This window comes from Prevotella sp. SGI.167 (assembly GCF_050313615.1).
In the GTDB taxonomy this organism is placed as follows: domain Bacteria; phylum Bacteroidota; class Bacteroidia; order Bacteroidales; family Bacteroidaceae; genus Prevotella.
Genome location: NZ_JBNPLT010000037.1, coordinates 1 through 19,736, shown reverse-complemented (window position 1 = coordinate 19,736; position 19,736 = coordinate 1). Strand labels below are relative to the sequence as shown.

At 49.3% G+C, this 19,736-nt stretch carries 9 protein-coding genes; 8 read left to right on the top strand and 1 reads right to left on the bottom strand.

What is annotated here, in order from left to right; translation table 11 throughout:
* Positions 1-177 precede the first annotated feature (177 nt).
* The 8 genes from ACQRBJ_RS13835 to ACQRBJ_RS13800 all read left to right on the top strand — a co-directional run bounded on the left by ACQRBJ_RS13835 (position 178) and on the right by ACQRBJ_RS13800 (position 17,152).
* Positions 178-2,928, top strand: coding sequence for a hypothetical protein (locus ACQRBJ_RS13835; RefSeq protein WP_445303937.1), 2,751 nt, complete (start codon positions 178-180; stop codon positions 2,926-2,928).
* 20 nt (positions 2,929-2,948) lie between these two features.
* A complete protein-coding gene (locus ACQRBJ_RS13830) occupies positions 2,949-3,512 on the top strand; it encodes a DUF5675 family protein (protein WP_294971262.1) in 564 nt (187 codons plus the stop codon).
* A gap of 400 nt (positions 3,513-3,912) precedes the next feature.
* The gene (locus ACQRBJ_RS13825) at positions 3,913-7,002 is read left to right on the top strand and encodes a SusC/RagA family TonB-linked outer membrane protein (protein WP_445303945.1); all 3,090 of its coding nucleotides are present in this window, start codon (positions 3,913-3,915) and stop codon (positions 7,000-7,002) included.
* Between the two features lie 16 nt (positions 7,003-7,018).
* Positions 7,019-9,139, top strand: a complete 2,121-nt coding sequence (locus ACQRBJ_RS13820) for a RagB/SusD family nutrient uptake outer membrane protein (RefSeq protein ID WP_295346100.1) — start codon at positions 7,019-7,021, stop codon at positions 9,137-9,139.
* 204 nt (positions 9,140-9,343) lie between these two features.
* Positions 9,344-11,455 (top strand): rhamnogalacturonan lyase, encoded by a 2,112-nt coding sequence (locus ACQRBJ_RS13815; protein WP_445303936.1) that lies wholly within the window; start codon positions 9,344-9,346, stop codon positions 11,453-11,455.
* A 228-nt stretch (positions 11,456-11,683) separates the two neighbouring features.
* Positions 11,684-13,300, top strand: a complete 1,617-nt coding sequence (locus tag ACQRBJ_RS13810) for a rhamnogalacturonan acetylesterase (protein ID WP_441934104.1) — start codon at positions 11,684-11,686, stop codon at positions 13,298-13,300.
* 38 nt (positions 13,301-13,338) lie between these two features.
* Positions 13,339-14,595, top strand: coding sequence for a rhamnogalacturonan acetylesterase (locus tag ACQRBJ_RS13805; protein WP_445303935.1), 1,257 nt, complete (start codon positions 13,339-13,341; stop codon positions 14,593-14,595).
* Between the two features lie 88 nt (positions 14,596-14,683).
* On the top strand, positions 14,684-17,152 hold the full coding sequence (locus ACQRBJ_RS13800) for a glycoside hydrolase family 2 TIM barrel-domain containing protein (protein ID WP_445303934.1): 2,469 nt from the start codon (positions 14,684-14,686) through the stop codon (positions 17,150-17,152).
* A gap of 91 nt (positions 17,153-17,243) precedes the next feature.
* On the opposite strand, the gene ACQRBJ_RS13795 is transcribed toward ACQRBJ_RS13800, so the two are convergent.
* The gene (locus tag ACQRBJ_RS13795) at positions 17,244-19,376 is read right to left on the bottom strand and encodes a cation:proton antiporter (RefSeq protein ID WP_441934098.1); all 2,133 of its coding nucleotides are present in this window, start codon (positions 19,374-19,376) and stop codon (positions 17,244-17,246) included.
* Between the last annotated feature and the right edge of the window lie 360 nt (positions 19,377-19,736).

Below are 19,736 nucleotides of genomic sequence, written 5' to 3'. Positions count from 1 at the left end.
GGACTTGAGGAAGGGGACCAGGCGTTGGAAACGCCTGGAACGGTGGCTCAGAGGGGGCTTCCTTGCTCCTTCTGCGGCTCCCTTCTTCGCTCCTCCTTCGTTCCTTCCTTGCTCCTTCTGGAGGGGCTTTCTTCTGGAGGAGGGGGGCTTTGGCGTTAATTTCTTTTTAATATTATTATGGACATGAAAAATGAAACGATGCAACATTGGATTGCATTCAATGGGTTCCGAGGGGGGAATAAGGGCAGCGCAAGCTGCCAGCCGCTCTCAGCTTATGACAAGACCATCTCGCTGCCATGGCTGCACGAGATGGTGCTGCAGATTCGTGGCGAGAAGTCCATTCGCAGCGTGGACAGGACTGATGATGCCCAGCTCGCCAAGGCACGACAGAGAATCAAGGGGCAGTTGCCCTTCCGTTGTGCTCACTACTACCGTTTTCTGAAAAACCGTAGATCGCAGAGCAATGCTGACCCTACGGCTTTCCTTTTTCAGACTACCGTGGATGTGGATGATAAGGAGTTTGTGGAGCAGGCGCTGGAGAAGGCGCGCGAGCTGAACTGCAGCGACAGCATCTGGAAAGGGATGCTGCTGCACCTGGAGTATTCTGCAAAAAATAAGCTGCATATCGACATCCGCATGCCGATAGGGATGACCATCGAGGAGACGCAGAAGGCGTATTGTGAGGCGCTGGGCGTGCCTTATGATGAGAGCTGCATCTCGCCCGAAAGAATGATCTATATCACGGATAAAGACTCGGAGATTTACCGCTCCAAGGACTGGTATGGGGTGCTGCCCGCAGAGGAGCTGAAAGCCCGTAGAGAGGCTTTCTTGAAGCGTGGGCTTACGATTGACGGTAAGGGGACGGCTCGCTACAGCTTGCTTGCCGGGGATTGCAAATCCCCGGAACGCCTGGCGGGGGACTTTCAGGGGCAAATACCTAGCGATAGTAATCATAAAGTTCCAAGTTCAAATCTCAAAGTTCAAAGTAATCATAAAGTTCAATGTTCAAAGTTCAATGTTCAAAGTGAAGACAATAGATTTCCGGGCACTCCTGGCGATAACGCTGTTTCTTCTGGCTCTGCTATTCAGCCTGCCCAACCTGGTGATAGCAATCGTGTTGCTGATTCTCATCTCAGCCCTGCTGGAGATGCTCAGAATGCTGGCAGATTGGCAGCCTCAGAAGCAGGTTCTGCCAGTGAGAAGAATCTGATAGCCTTCGACCTGTTTCAGGAATCTGCGGGACTCAAGGGGATGAATATTGATACCGTGGGGTCAAGACATTCCTCCCTGCTTGCCATCATGAGTGCTGGCGCTTCTCGTGTGATGAGCGAAGAGGAACTGATGAAGGTGGTGGCGAAGAGAATGCCGAGCTATTATCAGGAACCCGACTGCCACCAGCTTATCCATGACTTCTATGCGAAATATGGGGATAGCTCCAAGCCTTTCTCTAGAGATGTGATTCGGGTGAATGCCTTGGCGGAGCAGGCGGCTAAGAGCTTGCTTGCCGGGGATTGCAAATCCCCGGAACGTGAACGCCTGGCGGGTAATCATACAGTTCAAAGTTCAATGTTCCAAGTTCAAAGTAACGGAGTTCAAAGTAACGAAGAAGAGTATCCCGCCCCTCCACCGATGCCGAAGAAGCTGCCGAAGCTGGTGGAGTTACTTATCTCGAAGACACCGGAGATTTATCAGCCAGCCGTGGCTTGCGCCATTTTCCCTCCGCTGGCTACCCATCTCTGGAGAACGAAATTCAGATATATCGATAACGTGGAGCACGAAGCTACCCTGATGACCTGTCTGCTTGCAGGCACTGGTGCTGGTAAAAGTTGTGTACAGAAACCTATCGATTTCATCATGGAGGATATCCGTAAAAGAGATGCCGAAAACCTGAAGCGTGAGAAGGAATGGAAAGAGGAGATGATGCGAAAGGGTGCCAACAAGGATAAGCGCAAACGCCCTGAAAATCTGATTATTCAGGAGATTGATGCCGATATGACCAATCCTGCCTTCGTGATGCGTACCGCTGAAGCAAAGGAACATTTCCTTTATACTTCGCTGAACGAAATCGACCAGTTTGATGCACTGAAGGGTATCGGCAATCAGCAGTTCCGCATCATGTGTCTCGCTTTCGACCCAGATAATCAATATGGTCAGACTCGTGTGGGAACCCAGAGCGTAACCGAGCGTGTCACCATCCGTTTCAACTGGAATGCTTCCACCACCATTGACAAGGGGCAGCGCTATTTCTCCAAGGTGTTGACCGACGGTCCGCTGAGCCGTATCAATTTCAGTACCATTCCGGAGCGTGATATCGGTGAGGACATCCCGGTATATGGAACCTACGATGATGAATTCAGAAAAGCCCTGAAGCCCTACATCGAAAATCTCTGTATGGCAACGGGGCTGGTGGAATGCGAAGAGGCGTATCGGCTTGCCGAGGTATTGAAGAACGAGAATGCCGAGTTTTCCCGTACCTCGCAGAACCGCATCTTCGAGAATTTCTCGTTCCGTGCCAACGTCATCGCCTATCTGAAGGCGTGCGTGCTCTATGTGGCAAACGGCTACAGATGGGAGCCGGAGATAGAGGATTTCATCCGCTGGAGCGAGCGCTACGACCTCTACTGCAAGATGCGTTTCTTCGGGGATATGATAGCCAAGGAGGCGAGCACTGCAGAGAAGAGTTCAAAGCGAGGACCGGAGAATATCCTGCAGCTTCTGCCCGATGTCTTCACCGAACCGCAGCTGGAAGCCATCCGTCTGGAACACGGACTGAAAGCGCAGGGCTGCAAGAACGTCATCAAGCAATGGATTTATCGCAAGTATATCGTGCGCATGGAATCTGAGGACGGCAAAAACGGTTACGGTTACAGAAGTTACAGTTTTAAGAAGCTCAAATACCGTCATGACGGTCAGGAGCTTGATTCCTAAACTTTAATTAATTGAAATTTATGGAAATTGTATTGAAGCGTATAGCTAAAAAGAACAGTTATACCATCGGACGCCTCTTTATCCTGAAGGATGAGGAGGTAGAGCGGAAGGTGCATTCCTCTTGGGCGCATCCCCAGCTGAAGCGATGGTTTGAACACACGGTAGACGGCAAGCTGCTGTCGGAGGAGAACTATTTCTGCGATACCCTGGAGCCGACGTGGCGCAATCTGAAGGGCGTGGAACTGCAGCCTGAGGAGGAGAACGTGCGCCTGGGCAGGGTATCGGGCAAGAAGGCGCAGAAGATGAAGGGACATACCGCCATACCCGAAGGCACCTATCCTCTGCTCGTTACCCTATCGCCCCGTTTCAAGGAGTGGTTGCCGTATCTTCAGGGTGTGCCCGATTTTGAGGGCGTCCGCATCCATGCCGGCAACTATCCCGACGATACCCAGGGCTGCATCCTGGTGGGCGAGAACAGGCAGAAGGGCATGGTGGTGAACTCCCGCATCTGGCTGCATCGCCTGAAGAAGTGCATCGGCGAAGCGAGGGGAAAGGGTGAATCCGTCTGGATTACCATCATCTAGCCGGGGGGTACACCTTAATTATATATATAGAAGTTTCGCAGGTTCAGAAGTGTTCAGAAGTTAAGGAGTTAAAGGAGTTAAGACAATAGTCTTTTTGGCGTAGTTTTTTAAGCAGCAAGACATACGTCTTAACTCCTTAATTCCTCAACTCCTTTAACTCCTGAACACTCCCCTTCCTCCCTCCCTTCTGAAGCTTGAACATGAACGAAAATGGCAAAAAAACTAATAAATGTCAAATAATAAGGGTGAATAGCCAAAATATTAAGTATTGTTGGCAAGAATTAGTGTACTTTTGCGACCGAAATAATAACAAATAAACCAAAAAACGTAATAAGACATGGACAACAAACTATTTTTTAAAGAGTCTGTTTTGCCTGTTACTCTTTTTTGCTCAGCATTGATGTTCTCCCCTGTAGGAGCAACTCAGGTGAATGCGGCTACAAATGTAGTACAGCAAGCTAAAACAGTAAAAGGTACAGTTGTAGATAACATGGGCGAGCCAGTCATTGGCGCCAGTGTTAAGGTAGTAGGCACTACCAATGGTGCCGTAACTGATCTAGATGGTAACTTTACTTTGACCAATGTGCCAAAGAATGCTACTGTGGAAATCTCATATATCGGCTATATTGCCCAAAAGATAAGCGTTGCCGGAAAGAGCGATCTGAAGGTAACATTGCAGGAAGATAACAAGGCTTTGGATGAAGTCGTGGTAGTAGGTTATGGTGTGCAGCGCAAGAGCGATGTGACCGGAGCCTTGGCTCACCTGGATTCAAAGGACCTGACAGCGATGCCTGTAAAGGATGCCCTGGAGGGTATGCAGGGTAAGACTGCCGGTGTGGATATCACCAACTCCCAGCGTCCTGGTACAGTGGGTAGCATCACCATCCGTGGTCAGCGCTCCATCGGTGCCAAAAGTACTCCGCTCTATGTAGTAGACGGTATGATTATCCAGAACGGTGGTATCGAGAATATCAACCCTCAGGATATCGAGAGCATCGAGGTATTGAAGGATGCTTCTGCTACCGCTATCTATGGTGCACGTGGTGCCAATGGTGTGGTACTCGTAACCACCAAGAGAGGTAAGGAAGGCAAGGTGACCCTGAACTATGCAGGTACCGTTACCTTCTCAACTCTCCACGACGTAACCAAGATGATGAATGCCACACAGTGGATAGACTATGCCCGCCGTGCAGCATACAACTATGGTGGCTATGGTGATCCTAAGGCAGATTTCGCTCCTGACTATGCCAGCGACCAGAAACTCTTTGGCGGTGAACCAGCCAGCTGGGCCAATATCGATCAGGCTTGGGTGAACGGTACTTATCATCCAGAGCTCGTCGGTTCTTACGACTGGGCTTCACAGGGTAAGCAGACCGGCGTAACCCACGAGCATACTATCAGCGCTTCGGGCGGTACAGACAAGTTCAAGGGCTATGGTTCCTTCGGTTATTTGAACCAGAAGGGCACTCAGCCAGGTCAGAGCTATCAGCGCTTCACCCTGAATACATCTTTCGAGGCTAGACCAGTAGCTCCATTGACATTGGGCTTCACCATGAATGCTTCATACGGAACCCAGAACTACGGTTACAACTACAGCAAGTCAGTAACCGGTGCGGGCGATTACTACAATGCCCTGAATACCATGATTCCATGGACCGTGCCTTACGATTCTGAGGGCAATTATATCCGCAATCCATGGGCTTACAACGTGAACATCATCAACCCAATCGATGAGTTGAAATACAATACCAACAAGCGTACCAACTTCCGCATCAACGGCAGCGCCTACGCTCAGGTAGACTTTGGCAAGATATGGGAGCCATTGGAGGGCTTGCAGTACCGCATCCAGTTTGGTCCTGAACTGCAGTACTATCGTCTGGGCATCGCCAATGCTGCTGACGGTATCAACGGCGACGGCAACAACGTGGCTCAGTACAACCCATCCAACAAGGTATCCTGGACACTCGATAACCTGATTTACTACAACAAGACCATTGCCAAGAACCATCGCATCGGCCTGACCCTCTTGCAGAGTGCTTCCAAGTATCACTATGAGAACGGCAACATCAAGTCTAACGTGGCTAGTGCCGATGAGTTGTGGTGGAACACCAGCTCTCTGAGCAAACCATTGCAGTATACAACCGGTCTGACAGAAAGCCAGTTGGCTTCCTACATGGCTCGTGTGAACTATACCTATGCAGATAAGTATATGTTGACAGCCAGTGTACGTACCGATGGTGCCTCTCAGTTGGCTGACGGTCATAAGTGGGCTTCCTTCCCATCCGTAGCGCTCGGTTGGCGCATCGACCAGGAGAAGTTCATGCAGAAGGCGGACTGGGTGAGCAACCTGAAACTCCGTCTGGGTTATGGTATCTCTGGTAACTATGCAGTTGATCCTTATGCTACTCAGGGTGCTGTTCAGAGCAACGTATATACCTGGGGAGCAACAACATCCGTAGGTTATCTGCCATCAGATGCTTCAGCCAAGAATCCTAATAAGATGGCGAACATCGACCTCGGTTGGGAGAGAACCAAGCAGTGGAACATCGGTCTCGACTTCGGTTTCATCAACAACCGTATCAGCGGTAGTGTTGACTACTATCACAACAAGACTACCGATCTGATTCTGGCTACCACCATCCCATCTCTGACCGGTTATACCAGCACATTTGCCAACGTAGGTGAGACTTCCGGCTGGGGTGTTGATCTGCAGTTGAATGCCATCCCAGTGAAGACCAAGGATTTCGAATGGAATACCAGTCTTACCTGGACTATCGACCGCAACCGTGTGGATAAGTTGAACAATGGCGTGAAGGAGAATGTGAACGACCGTCTCTTCGTAGGTGAGGAAATCGGCGTTTACTACGACTATGTATATGATGGAATCTGGAAGACCTCTGAGGCTGAAGAAGCAGCCAAGTTCGGTCGCAAGCCAGGTCAGATCAAGGTGAAGGATGTAAATCCTGACGGCAAGATTGACGCCAACGACCGTCAGATTGTAGGTAAGGTTCGTCCACGCTGGTCAGGCGGTTGGCACAACACCTTCAGCTACAAGAACTTCGAGTTGTCCTGCTTCATCTATGCCCGCTGGAAGTTTACCGTAACCAAGGGTGCAGAAACCCTCGGTGGTATGTATGCAATGCGTGATCTGGACTACTGGATAGCCGGTGTTAATGAGGACGCTGAGTATTATGCTCCTGGTTCTAACGGTCAGGCAGCAGATGCTTATTCTGGCTCCATGAACTATCAGGACGGTTCATACATCAAGATGCGTAACATTTCTCTGGGTTATACCTTCCCTAAGAATATTACAAACAAGTTGGGCATGAGCAACCTCAAGGTTTATGTTCAGGCAATGAACCCGTTCACTATCTACAAGAAGTGCAAGTGGCTTGATACCGACCTCTTGAGTTATGACAACAACTCAGCCTCTTTCGGTTCAGGTACAACCATCAAGAGCTGGGTTATCGGATTAAACATTGGATTCTAAAAACAGGACATTCATCATGAAAACAAATAAGATATTATTCGCTTCTCTTCTCTTGGGAGCGACATTGGGAACAGCAATGACATCATGCAGCGACTCGTTTCTCGACGAGAAGCTGATTACAGAGAAGGGTACAGCCTACTTCAAGACAGAGGCTGGTATCAACGACCTGACTACAGGTACTTATCAGAAGTTGAAGTTCAAGTTCAACTATATCTGGGGATATAATATGTATAACATGGGTATCGACGAGTTTACCGGCGGTGCCAACGATATCGCAGCATGGAACCATTATGCTACGGGGCTGAACTCTGGTGAGACAGCTTCCAACCAGCCTTTGTGGGACAATATGTATGGTACCATTGAACCAGCCAACATCCTGATTCAGAACGTGCCTCTGTATTACAACCAGAAGAGCGCCAAGTATAACATTCGTCTGGGCGAGGGCTACTTCTTCCGTGCCTATGCCTACTTCGAGCTGGTTAAGCAGTATGGCGGTGTGCCATTGAAGCTGGAACCGAGCAATGGTGTAATCAATTATACTTATACCCGTAATTCTGAGGAGGAGTGCTTCGCCCAGATCATCTCAGACTTCGAGAAGGCATACGAACTGCTGCCTGAGGAACCTGAGGACAAGCAGCTGGGCCGTCTCACCAAGTCGGCTGCAGCCCACTTCCTGGCAAAGGCTCATCTGTTCCGTGCATCAGAACTGCACGACAGCTGGAACTCCCAGTATAAGGATGCCGACCTGGCTGCAGTCATCAAGTATGGCGACGAGGTAATCAAGAAGCATCCATTGTGCAGCAACTTCCAGGAACTCTGGGACTACACCGAGCCTGATGGTGCCAATGAGCAGGTGAGCGAGGTGGTACTTGCTGCCCAGTTCTCTGACAACAGCGACTCCTGGGGCCGTTTCGGTAACCAGATGCACCTCTGCTTCCCATCTGTATATCAGAACCTGGCAGGTATGAAGCGAGATATTTCCGGCGACCGTGAGTTCAGCTATGTAAGCTCTACTGAATATACCATCCAGGTATTCGACCGCGTGAACGACTCCCGTTTCTGGAAGTCATTCATCACCAAGTATGGCTGCAACTATACCAATGGTGCTCCAAAGTGGGATGCTGAAGTCATGGCTAAGAATCCTGATGAATATACTGCAGAGGATGTAGCTGGCGAGCATCGCTTCGTGGGTGGTCAGATTGGTTTGAAGTATATCGTCAACAATCCTGGTGATACCCGTTTCACTCCTGGTCATGACAAGAATGGCAACGAGTCTAAGTCAGAGGATTTCGTATTGAAGAATGGCAAGGTCTGCCCAGAGCATACCTTTGTACGCTACTATGCCGGTCAGCCATTCCAGTGGAATACAGCCAAGGACAATACTACTCACTCTGGTAATTACTATACCATCTATCCACACAACCGTGGTGTAGCCTTGTCTAAGTTCCGTGACGGAGCCCGCAACTCTATCGCTTCTCAGTTTGGTACCCGCGATGCCATCATTGCCCGTTCTGCTGACGATGTGCTGATGGTTGCCGAGGCTTATATCCGCAAGAAGGATTACAGCAATGCCATCAAGTATCTCAACATGGTTCGCGACCGTGCCGGATACGCTGAGGGTGAGGATCGCTCTATCAGCCGTGACGGTGGTCAGGCTTACAAGAAGAATAGTGTCTGCACCAACAAGGGTGGCGGTTTCTCTGCCGAGGGTGCCATCTATACAGAGGAGAACACTTACTTCGAGTCAAACAACATTCCTGTAACTACCGCCGCAACCAAGAGCAGCATGCATCTGAACAGTGTTGATGACATTCTGAACTCAGAGGCAGACAAGCCTATCTACGAAGCCTTGAAGTGCAACACTGAGGCAGAGAAGATAATGTGCTTCCTCCTGAATGAGCGTACCCGTGAGCTGATTGGTGAAAGCCAGCGTTGGGAAGACTTGGCACGTACCAAGACCTTGGAGGCTCGCTGGAATGCATTCAACGATGGTTCTCAGCGTGGCATCGGTAAGTTCGACCCAGCCAAGCATTACTATCGTCCAATTCCTCAGTCATTCCTCGACGGTATCACCAATGCGAATGGTGCTTCCCTGAGCAATGAGGAGAAGGAGAAGATGCAGAATCCTGGTTACTAATCGGATATCTATAGAACAGAATCATATATGACAAAGGGCGGTATCTTTCTCCTGGCAGAAAGGTATCGCCTTTTTTCTTCTCATACGGGAAAATAACAGACGAATTGTATGATTGTCCGCTTCTTTGGATATTTTTACCAGGTAGATGAACCGGATTATGCGTACTTTTGTAGCAGAAATACAAAATAATAAACAACTATCATCATGCAAATCAAACAAATGTTATTTCCGATGATGAGTATGGCGCTGACAATGGCTCCCTGCTCTCATCTCCATGCACAAGTGCCGACTCCGGTATCGCAGATGGAGAAGCTGGGCCGTGGTCTGGTGGCTTTGCCTGCCCAGGACAAGGGAATCTTCCTCAGCTGGCGATTGCTGGGTACGGACAGCAAGAACGTATGCTTCGACATAGAAAGAGATGGAAAGATTATCGCCCATCAGGTGAAGCTGACCAATTATACAGACCGGAAAGGTTCTGCTGCCAGCAGCTATCGAATCATCACTTATCAGAAGGAACCCAGGATGGATGCTCCGGCTGAAAGAGAAGTTTCGAAGGAGGTGAAGCCATGGAATGATCTCTATCGCTCCCTGCCCATCAACCGTCCTGCCGGCGGTGTCACTCCCGATGGAAAATCCTACGAATATACACCCAACGACTGTAGCGTGGGCGATGTGGATGGAGACGGAGAATATGAAATCATCTTGAAATGGGACCCGACCAATGCCCATGACAATTCGCATGACGGCTATACGGGAGAGGTCATCTTCGACTGCTACAAGCTCGACGGAACCCAGCTCTGGCGCATCAATCTGGGTAAGAATATCCGTGCCGGTGCCCACTATACCCAGTTCCTGGTCTATGATTTCGACGGCGATGGCAAGGCAGAAATGGTCTGCAAGACATCGGCTGGGTCGGTAGATGCCAGGGGCAGGTTTGTGAGCGATGTGGCTACGGATGAAGGAATCCGCTCCATCGACAACCATGTCGACTATCGCAATTCCAGAGGTCGCATTATGACTGGTCCTGAACTGCTGACGGTCTTCCATGGCGAAACCGGAAAGGCGATGCATACCATCTGGTATGAGCCCAACCGAGCCTTCGGTACGGGCAATCAGGTGGAAGAGGGGGAGCATCTGGAGAACGGATTCCCTGCCTACTCTTCTGTTTGGGGCGACAAGGCAAACTATGGCAACCGTGGCGAGCGATACCTGGCTGGTGTGGCTTTCCTGGAGGGTGCCGACAAGAAGCCGAGTGCCGTAATGTGCCGTGGCTATTATATCCGCTCTTATCTCTGGGCGGTAGATTTCGACGGAAAGGAACTCAAGACCAAATGGCTCCATGCTTCGCTGACTCCCAACGACTGGAAGGTGACCGATGCCGACGGAAAGGTGCTGAAGGAAGCTCATGGATGTAAGGCAACTGCCTATGCCCAGGGAGCGCACAGTCTGGCTGTGGGCGATGTGGACGGAGACGGACGTGACGAAATCACATACGGTTCGGCTGCCATCAACCCTGACGGAACCTTGTTGTATTCTACCGGATTGGGACATGGCGATGCGCAGCATCTTGCTGACCTGGATCCCGACCGTCCGGGCTTGGAATATTATATGGTACACGAAGAATATCCTTACGGTTCTGACCTGCGGGATGCGAGAACAGGCGAAATCCTGTTCCGTACACTCGATAAGGAAGATACCGGAAGAGGAGTGGCTGCTGATATCGATTCCAGGCATCGGGGATATGAATATTGGTGTTCGGATGCTCCTGTAGTAAGAGATATTAAGGGTAAGCCTGTTTCGGCAGAATCATTTTTATCCTCTCAGAAGAATCATGAAGCTGATCATTTCAGAAGTAATGAAAAAACGAGTTTCAGAGCTGTTTCCAGAATGCCGGCAATGAACTTCCGGATCTATTGGGATGGTGACTTGCAGGATGAACTTCTGGCAAACGGGCGTTCTCCTCATTTTCCTCCTTATCTCCAGAAATGGAACGGCAGCGAGGCGGTGGCTTTGCCTTTGAGCAATGGAAAACAGCTCTACGAGATGGGAAACTCGGTGAGTTGCAACTGGTCGAAGGCGACCCCGAATCTGCAGGCTGACCTCTTCGGCGACTGGCGAGAGGAAGTCATCTATTGGGACAAGAGCGATGCATCGCATCTCAACATCTTCACCACCAATTTCCCTACGGAATATCGGGTTCCAACCCTGATGCACGACCATATTTACCGTATGGGAGTGGCATGGCAGAATGTAGGCTATAACCAGCCTCCACATCTGGGATATTATCTGCCCGATCATGCAGAAAGGATGAAGTGAAGAATGAAGAACGAAGAGTGAAGAATTCTCTTGTATATAAAATAACTGAGCTTTCGCATATCAGGAAGTTAAAGGAGTTAAGGAAGTTAAGACGTATGTCTTGCTGCTTAAAAACTATGCAAAAAAGACTATTGTCTTAACTCCTCAGCGACCGTAGGGAGCGATAACTCCTTTAACTTCTTTAACTCCTGTACTTGCGAATATAATTTGATAAAAAAAACGTAGCTAATGAAAAGAATATTATTCGCCATTTCATTGATGGCGGCAACAACAGCTTCTTTTGCCCAGGTGGCAAAACCGATGGAAGATGTCAACAAGGTTATCGACAATACCGTAGATAGCCTGAACAAGGCGATGACCGCTCGAATACAGCCGGGAACCAGCCGCAAGGGCAACAACCCGGTGCTCTTCCTCATAGGTAACTCTACCATGCGCAATGGCACATTGGGTAATGGTAATAACGGTCAGTGGGGCTGGGGATACTACGAGCACGAGTTCTTCGATGCCAACAAGATTACGGTAGAGAACCAGGCGCTCGGAGGCATGAGCAGCCGTACCTTCTATAACCGTCTGTGGCCGGATGTGCGCAGGGGCATCAAGGCTGGCGACTGGGTAATCATCTCCATCGGTCATAACGACAATGGTCCTTACGATAGCGGAAGAGCACGTGCCAGCATCCCTGGCATCGGCAAGGATTCGCTCAATGTCACCATCAAGGAGACGGGCGTGAAGGAAACCGTCTATACTTACGGCGAATACATGCGCAAATATATCAACGACTGCAAGGCACTGGGTGCTCATCCTATCCTGATGTCGCTTACTCCTCGTGATGCCTACGATGAGAACGACAAGATTATCCGCGTCAACAAGACCTTCGGATTGTGGGCAAAGCAGGTGGCAGAGCAGGAAGGCGTTCCTTTTGTAGATCTGAACGAGATTTCTGCAGCCAAGCTCGACAGCTATGGTCATTGGAAGGAGAAGTATCATTTCTTCACCGACCATATCCACACCTCCCGTTTCGGAGCGATGATGAATGCCCGTTCGGCTGCTGAGGGATTGGCAGAGAGCAAGGATCCAAGTCTGGCTCCTTTGCAGGCGATGATGATCAATGTGGCTTTGCCGGTAGAGAATTTCAAGCGCGAACCGGGCAAACCGGTCGTCTTCTTCACCGGAGACAGTACCGTAAAGAATGCCGATAAGGACGAAGACGGCATGTGGGGCTGGGGCTCTCAGGCTTATACCATCTTCAATCCTAAGAAGATTACCTGCGTGAATGCAGCCAAGGCGGGGCGCAGTTCCCGTTCTTATCTCAACGAGGGAAGATGGGATAAGGTATACAACAGTCTTCAGCCGGGCGACTACGTGCTCATCGAGTTCGGACACAACGACATCTGTTCTATGACCGACAAGAAGATGCGCGGTTCCATTCCTAGTGCCAAGGATACCTGCCATGTCTATCAGATGGAAGAGAGCAAGCAGTATGAGGTGGTTTATTCCTTTGGCTGGTATCTGAAGAAGTTCATCCAGGATGTGCGCGAGAAGGGTGCTACCCCAATCCTCGTTTCCCTGACTCCTCGCAACGAGTGGCCTGACGGAAAGATGGAGCGCCGAAACGATACCTACGGCAAGTGGTATCGCGAAATCGTTGCAGAGACAGGCGTTGCCTTCCTCGACCTCCACAACATCGCTGCCGATTCTTATGATAAGATAGGTAAGGAAAAGGTGAAGGCTTATTACAAGAAGGATCATACCCACACCAGTCTGAAGGGTGCCCAGCATAATGCCAAGTGCGTGGCTAAGGGTTTGAAGAAGATGAAGAGTCCTTTGGCGAAGTATCTGAAGTAAAGCAATGGAAAAAGATTGTTCTTAAAAGAAGGATCAAAATGAAGACAAGAAATTTTTTATTCACCGGTCTGCTGGCGCTGGCTTCTACGGTAGCCGCCAATGCCCAGACTTTCGATATCGACCTGTTGAAGGCGCAGCCTGTCTATTCTGCTGAGAAGGGTCAGGGATATGACATCTTGGCTGCTCCAAAGGCAAAGAGCAATGCGCCTTTCTTCTATTCCGTGAAGGTGGCGGATGGCAACTATAAGGTGACCGTGGCGCTCGGTTCTAAGAAGAAAGCGGGCAAGACTGTGGTTCGTGCAGAGAACCGCCGTTTGATGCTCGACGAGGTGAGCACCAGGAAAGGCGAGTTCAAGACTTACTCCTTCATCGTGAACAAGCGCAGCCCTTATATCAATGCGAAGATGAACGTAAAGATCAAGCCTCGCGAGAAGGATTACTTTACCTGGGACGAGAAGTTGACTCTGGAGTTTACGGGTGCTGCCCCAGCAGTAAAGAGTATCAAGGTGGAGCCGGCTCCAGCCGAAACCATTACCTTGTTTCTTTGTGGCAACTCTACGGTAGTTGATCAGTTTACGGAGCCATACGCTTCCTGGGGACAGATGGTGACCCGCTGGTTTGGTCCGGAGGTGGCTATCTCAAACCATGCTGAAAGCGGATTGACTGCCGGTTCCTTCCTTGCCTCCAACCGTCTGGACAAGGTGTTGGCGATGATGAAGAAGGGCGACTATGTGATTTGTGAGTTCGGGCATAACGACCAGAAGGAGAAGTATGTGGGCAGTGGTGCTTGGTATAATTTCTCTTTCAATCTGAAGAAGTTTATCGACGAGGTACGCAAGAAGGGTGGCAACATCATCTTCGTAACTCCTACCCAGCGCCGCCGTTTTGACGATGCTACCCATAGCAAGATTCAGGAAACTCATGGCGATTATCCTGATGCCATGCGAGCTGTGGCGAAGCGAGAGGGCGTGCCTGTGATAGAACTTCACGATATGACCCGCACTTTCTTCGAGACCTTGGGGTATGAGAACAGTAAGAAGTCGCTGGTTCACTATCCGGCAAATACTTATCCCAACCAGACTAAGGCTTTGGAGGATAACACCCACTTCAATCCATACGGTGCCTACGAGGTGGCTAAGATGGTGGTGATGGGCATGAAACAGCTCAATCTGCCTATCGTGAAGTTTCTCCGTGCAGACTGGAAGGACTTCAATCCTGCCCAGCCTGATGATTTCAATCAATTCGTATGGTATCCATCCGTGAATCAGGATGTAACCAAGCCAGACGGAAATTAATACTTTAAACATTGAACTTTGAGCTTTGAACATTGAACTTTATGATTAGTTCTTTTGTTTCAAAAATCTCATATTAAATGAATTTGGAATGAATAGAAAGACAATACTTTTCGCCTCGTTGCTGCTGGGTGGTTTGCCTTTGATGGGAACCCTTTCGGCTGATGCAGCGGTGCGCGATACCATCAGCATCAACCAGGGATGGCAGTTCCATCGTGGTGATGTGAAGAACATAGCTGAGTTGAAATCAACCCAGAGCGTGGATGATGTGGTGAATCTGCCACATGATTTCCTGATAGGACAGGACTGGGTGGCTCCGGATGCCAGCGAGCGACCTGACAATAGCGATGCGGGCAGCAATGTGCGCAGCCGATTGAGTTCCCGTGGATTCAAGGAGATGGGCATCGGCTGGTATCGCTACGAACTTACGCCTAAGGACGAATGGAAGGGAAAGCGCATCGTGCTCGACTTCCAGGGCATCATGCTGGTGGGCGATGTCTATCTGAACGGTCAGCGAATCGGTGGTACCGACTATGGATACCTGGGCTTCGATATCGACCTGAGCAAACTCTTGAAATGGGGACAGACGAACGAAATCGCAGTCAAGGCGGATACGCAAAATCCAAGCAACTCCCGCTGGTTTACGGGTGCCGGTCTCTATCGTGATGTCAACCTCATCGTTACCAATAAGGATCTGTTCTTCCCTCGCCATCCGCTCTTTATCCGTACACAGGGCAACAGGGAGGTGAAGATCAAGGCGGAAATTATCAACCAGCAGAAGGTGGCTAAGGGACAGACTGCTGCCAAGATGCTGGTGGGCGTTCGCATTCTCGATGCCGATGGCAAGGTGGTGGCTGAGCAGAAGAACGACATCCACTTCAATGCCAAATGGAGAGACAGAGAGTATGAATTGCCAAGTATCTCTTTGGAAAACGCCAAGTTGTGGTCGCCGGATTCACCTTATTTATATACTGCCGAGGTGACGCTTTATGACAGTGAGGGCAATATTGCCGATCAGATAAAGGAGCCGTTTGGTGTGCGCACCATCGAAATCATCCCACAGAAGGGCTTGATGGTGAACGGCAAGAAGGTTCTCCTCAAGGGTTATGCCAATCATCATACCCTCGGTGCCCTTGGTGCTGCCGCCTATCCGCGTGCCATCGAGAAGCGACTGAAACTGATGAAGGAATTCGGAATGAACCATATCCGCACCTCTCATAATCCATATAGCGAGGATTTCCTGAAACTCTGCGATAAGTATGGCATCCTGGTAGTGGATGAGCTTTACGACAAGTGGCTTACCCAATATGCCGGTGGCAGAGTGGAATGGGAGAGTCTCTGGCAAAAGGATGTTCCTGAGTGGGTGAAGCGAGACAGAAACCATCCTTCGGTGGTGATGTGGAGCCTGGGAAATGAGTTGCAGCAATACAGCAACCTGCCTTTCAATGATTGGGGCGTTACGGCTTATAAGCTCCAGAAGGAGTTGCTGCACCGTTATGACGATACCCGACTCACCACCGTGGCGATGCATCCCCGCTATCGCAACCTGGAGACGGATTCCATTCCAGCCGACCTGGCAATAGAGACTGAGGTGAATTCATATAACTACCGTTACATGTACTTCCCTGGCGACAGCAAGCGCTATCCGGAGAAAACCTTCTATCAGAGTGAGGCAAGTGTGGCTGCCATGGGTCCTAACTTCTACGAGATGGACCGTGACAAGGTGATTGGTCTTGCCTATTGGGGCGCCATCGATTACCTGGGCGAGAGCATGGGATGGCCAGTCAAGGGATGGAACCAGGGTGTGTTCGACCTTTCTCTTCAGCCCAAGCCGGATGCTTATTTCGTGAAGAGCATGTTTACTGACGAGCCAACCGTTCACATCGGTGTTATCGAGAAATCGGGTGGCAACATCCAGTGGAATGGCATCAATGTTTCTGCCGGAAAGCTTTCTGAAAACTGGAACCGTGAGGCAGGCGAGAAGGTTTCGCTCTATACCTATACAAATGGCGACGAGGTGGAACTCTTCCTCAACGGCAAGAGTCTGGGAGTGAAGAAGAACAGCAACGATCCTAAGCTCCGCGCCCGCATCAAGTGGGACAACATCGCCTATGCTCCAGGCACTCTGGTGGCTGTGGCTAAGAAGAACGGCAAGGTGGTGGCTCGCCATCAGATAGAGACCACGGGCGAGGCTGTGGCTCTGAAGCTGGTTCCGGATGTGGAGACCTGGCATGCTGATGGTAAGGATCTGATGCACGTCCGCATCTATGCCGTGGATAAGAAGGGCAGAAGAGTGCTGAACATGAAGGATGCCAAGGCATTCGACAAGTTGACTTTCACCGTGAAAGGCGATGCGAATATCGTGGCGGTGGATAACGGAAACATCGCTTCGGATGAGCTTCATATCGGAAAGACCCAGTTGGAGAAGACCATTCAGCGCAATCTCTTCCAGGGTTCCGCCCTCGTGATATTGAGAGCCGGCAATAAGCCGGGAAAGATAGAACTTTCTGTAGCTGGCGAAAAGATGAAAGCCAGAAAGCTGGTTCTGAATACGAAATAAACTGTTCGATAAGAATACGTAATAAACTATTTGATAACAATAAAGGTCGCCATAATCTTGGCGACCTTTATTATTGTTGGAAAATCTTGGATTATTTTCTGAATCTCTTTTTTATCCATTGGTTGAATGCGACATAAGCACTAATTTCCTCCTGATGTTGCGGTTCGGCAAATGTCAGGTTATTGCCAGAGGAGTCTCCATGCTGGTCTGGGAAGATAATCATCAGATTGGTTCCCAGGAAGAAGCGGGTGATTTCTTCCGGTAAGCGTTCGAGAGCTGTCTTGTGAGATACAGTTCCCTTACGGGCTGTGATAATCACCAACATGTGGTCTTCCGCTATCTGGGAAGCTATTCGAGGCATCTCGTTCCAATGATTCATCAGGGTGTAGTCTGCACGTACTTCATGATGACGGTTGGTGATATATTCGTTGATGAGTGCCAGGGTTTCCTCGCGACCGTGGAATTGGATACGGCAATCCAGATTGCCTGCTAGTCGGGCAAGACGTTCTACCCATCTGTAGAAGCCTGGTTCAAACTCGGCTCTGGATGGTACTGCCACTTCTATGCGACGCAGGGTATTGAGCGGTTGCTTGATGCGCGCCATGATAATCTGGCGGCTCAGTCCGTTGAACAGACTCTGATGGAACTCTCCCCAGAATTTAGGTGAAACCTCAGGATGCATGTGCATGCCGATGATGATTTCGGAACACTGGAACTCGTTGAAGGCATGCTTGATGCCGTTGGCGATGTTGGCTGCGATGCGGACCTGCGTCTGCGTCATCACGTCTGTGGCTGCCGCAAGTTGGCTGCAATGGTCCAGCAGCTGGCGGCCCTGTTCCTGCTTGTATCGCATATCCTTGTCATCATACACAACATTCAGGCAAACCAGTCCTCTGTTCAATTTCTGGTTTCTTACCAGGAAAGCAAGGTTCATCAGGTTGTCTGCATATTCCGGATATTTCACAGGAATGAGAATCTTCTCATCGCTTGCTTTCTTGTCATCTTCTGCATCTGGTAGTTCCTTGTCGCGGAGGATAATCTTTCTGGAACTCCAGTCGGTGAGCATCGAAGAGATGATGCAGGTACAGAGAATCATCATCACCACGCCGTTCAGCATGTCATCGTTTACCAGATAGGTGTTCGGACCCACCAGAATGTTCATACCCACCATCACCATGGCGATACTGCCGGCGGCATGGGCAGAAGTCAAGCCGAACATCATGTGACCCGATGACAGCGGCAACCGGAATCCGAAGCAGGCGGCATAGGCGGCGATGGCTTTTCCTAATGTTCCGAAGAAAACAATGCAGAATACTACCCAAAGAATATGACCGCCCTGGAAAAGCAACCCCACATTGATGAGCATGCCCACACCTATCAGGAAGTATGGAATGAAGAGTGCATTGCCCGTAAACTCCAATCGGTTCATCAGCGGAGACACGTGCGGGATATACCTATTTAATATAAGACCCGCAAAGAAGGCACCGAAGACACCTTCGATACCTACCATCTGGGATAAGGTTGCACTCATGAAAAGCATCGCCATCACAAAGATAAACTGCATTACGGCATCGCTGTATCTGCGTAGAAACCATCGCGTTAGTCTTGGAATCAGAAATATCATGAATCCGCAATATGCAGCAAACTTGGCTGCGAAAAATAGCCAGAAAAGGATACCGTCGTGCTTGGAAAATGAAGCTACGAGACCCGCCAGCATGATGAGGGCTATCAAAAGTGAAAGCATACTGGAACCCACACTCAACGTAACGCTTGGCTTCTGTTGCAATCCATAGCGTGCCACGATAGGATAGGCTATCAAGGTGTTGGATGCCATGATACAACTTAGAAGCATGGAAGCCCTGAAGGAATAATGAAGCAGCCAGATACTCATGCCGAACGTAAGGAAAAAAGGAACGAAACAGGTAAGAAGACCATAAATGAGTAGTCTCATCTTGTTCTTCTTCATGCCTTCCATGTCCATTTCCAAGGCGGCTAGGAACATGATGTAATAAAGCCCCACCTTTCCGAACAGCTCGAAAGATGAGTCTCGTTCCAGGATATTGAGTCCGTATTTACCGACCAGTACTCCTGCCAAAACCATTCCTATGATGTGGGGAATTCTTAATTTACCCATGATGATTGGGGCAAATAGAATGATGAGGAGTACTACGAAGAATATCAACGTAGGGTCAGTTATTGGGAAATATTCTGCAATATGTAACATAGGCTTATTCTGATTTTATTTTTTGAGTGCAAAAGTACAAATAATTCTTGAAAAGAGCAAAGCTTTTGTCTTTTATGTGTATTTTATCAGACTAGAAACCGCTTTTGTCGCTAAAAGGATCATGAGAATGGCAAGTAGAAATTGCCAAACTGTATTTTTGAATCTATTTCATATATATAATAAGGTATAAAAGGATTTTTGAAAGCTCGAAGTGTTTACGAGTGTTAAAATATATCTATTTATCGAACTTTTTTGCCGAAGAATTTGGTGGAATGGAAAATAGTTAGTACTTTTGCACTCGCTTTTGAGAAATACGGTTTCTCTTAGCAATTAAAGAAAGAGTTCTTTGAAAGATTTTAT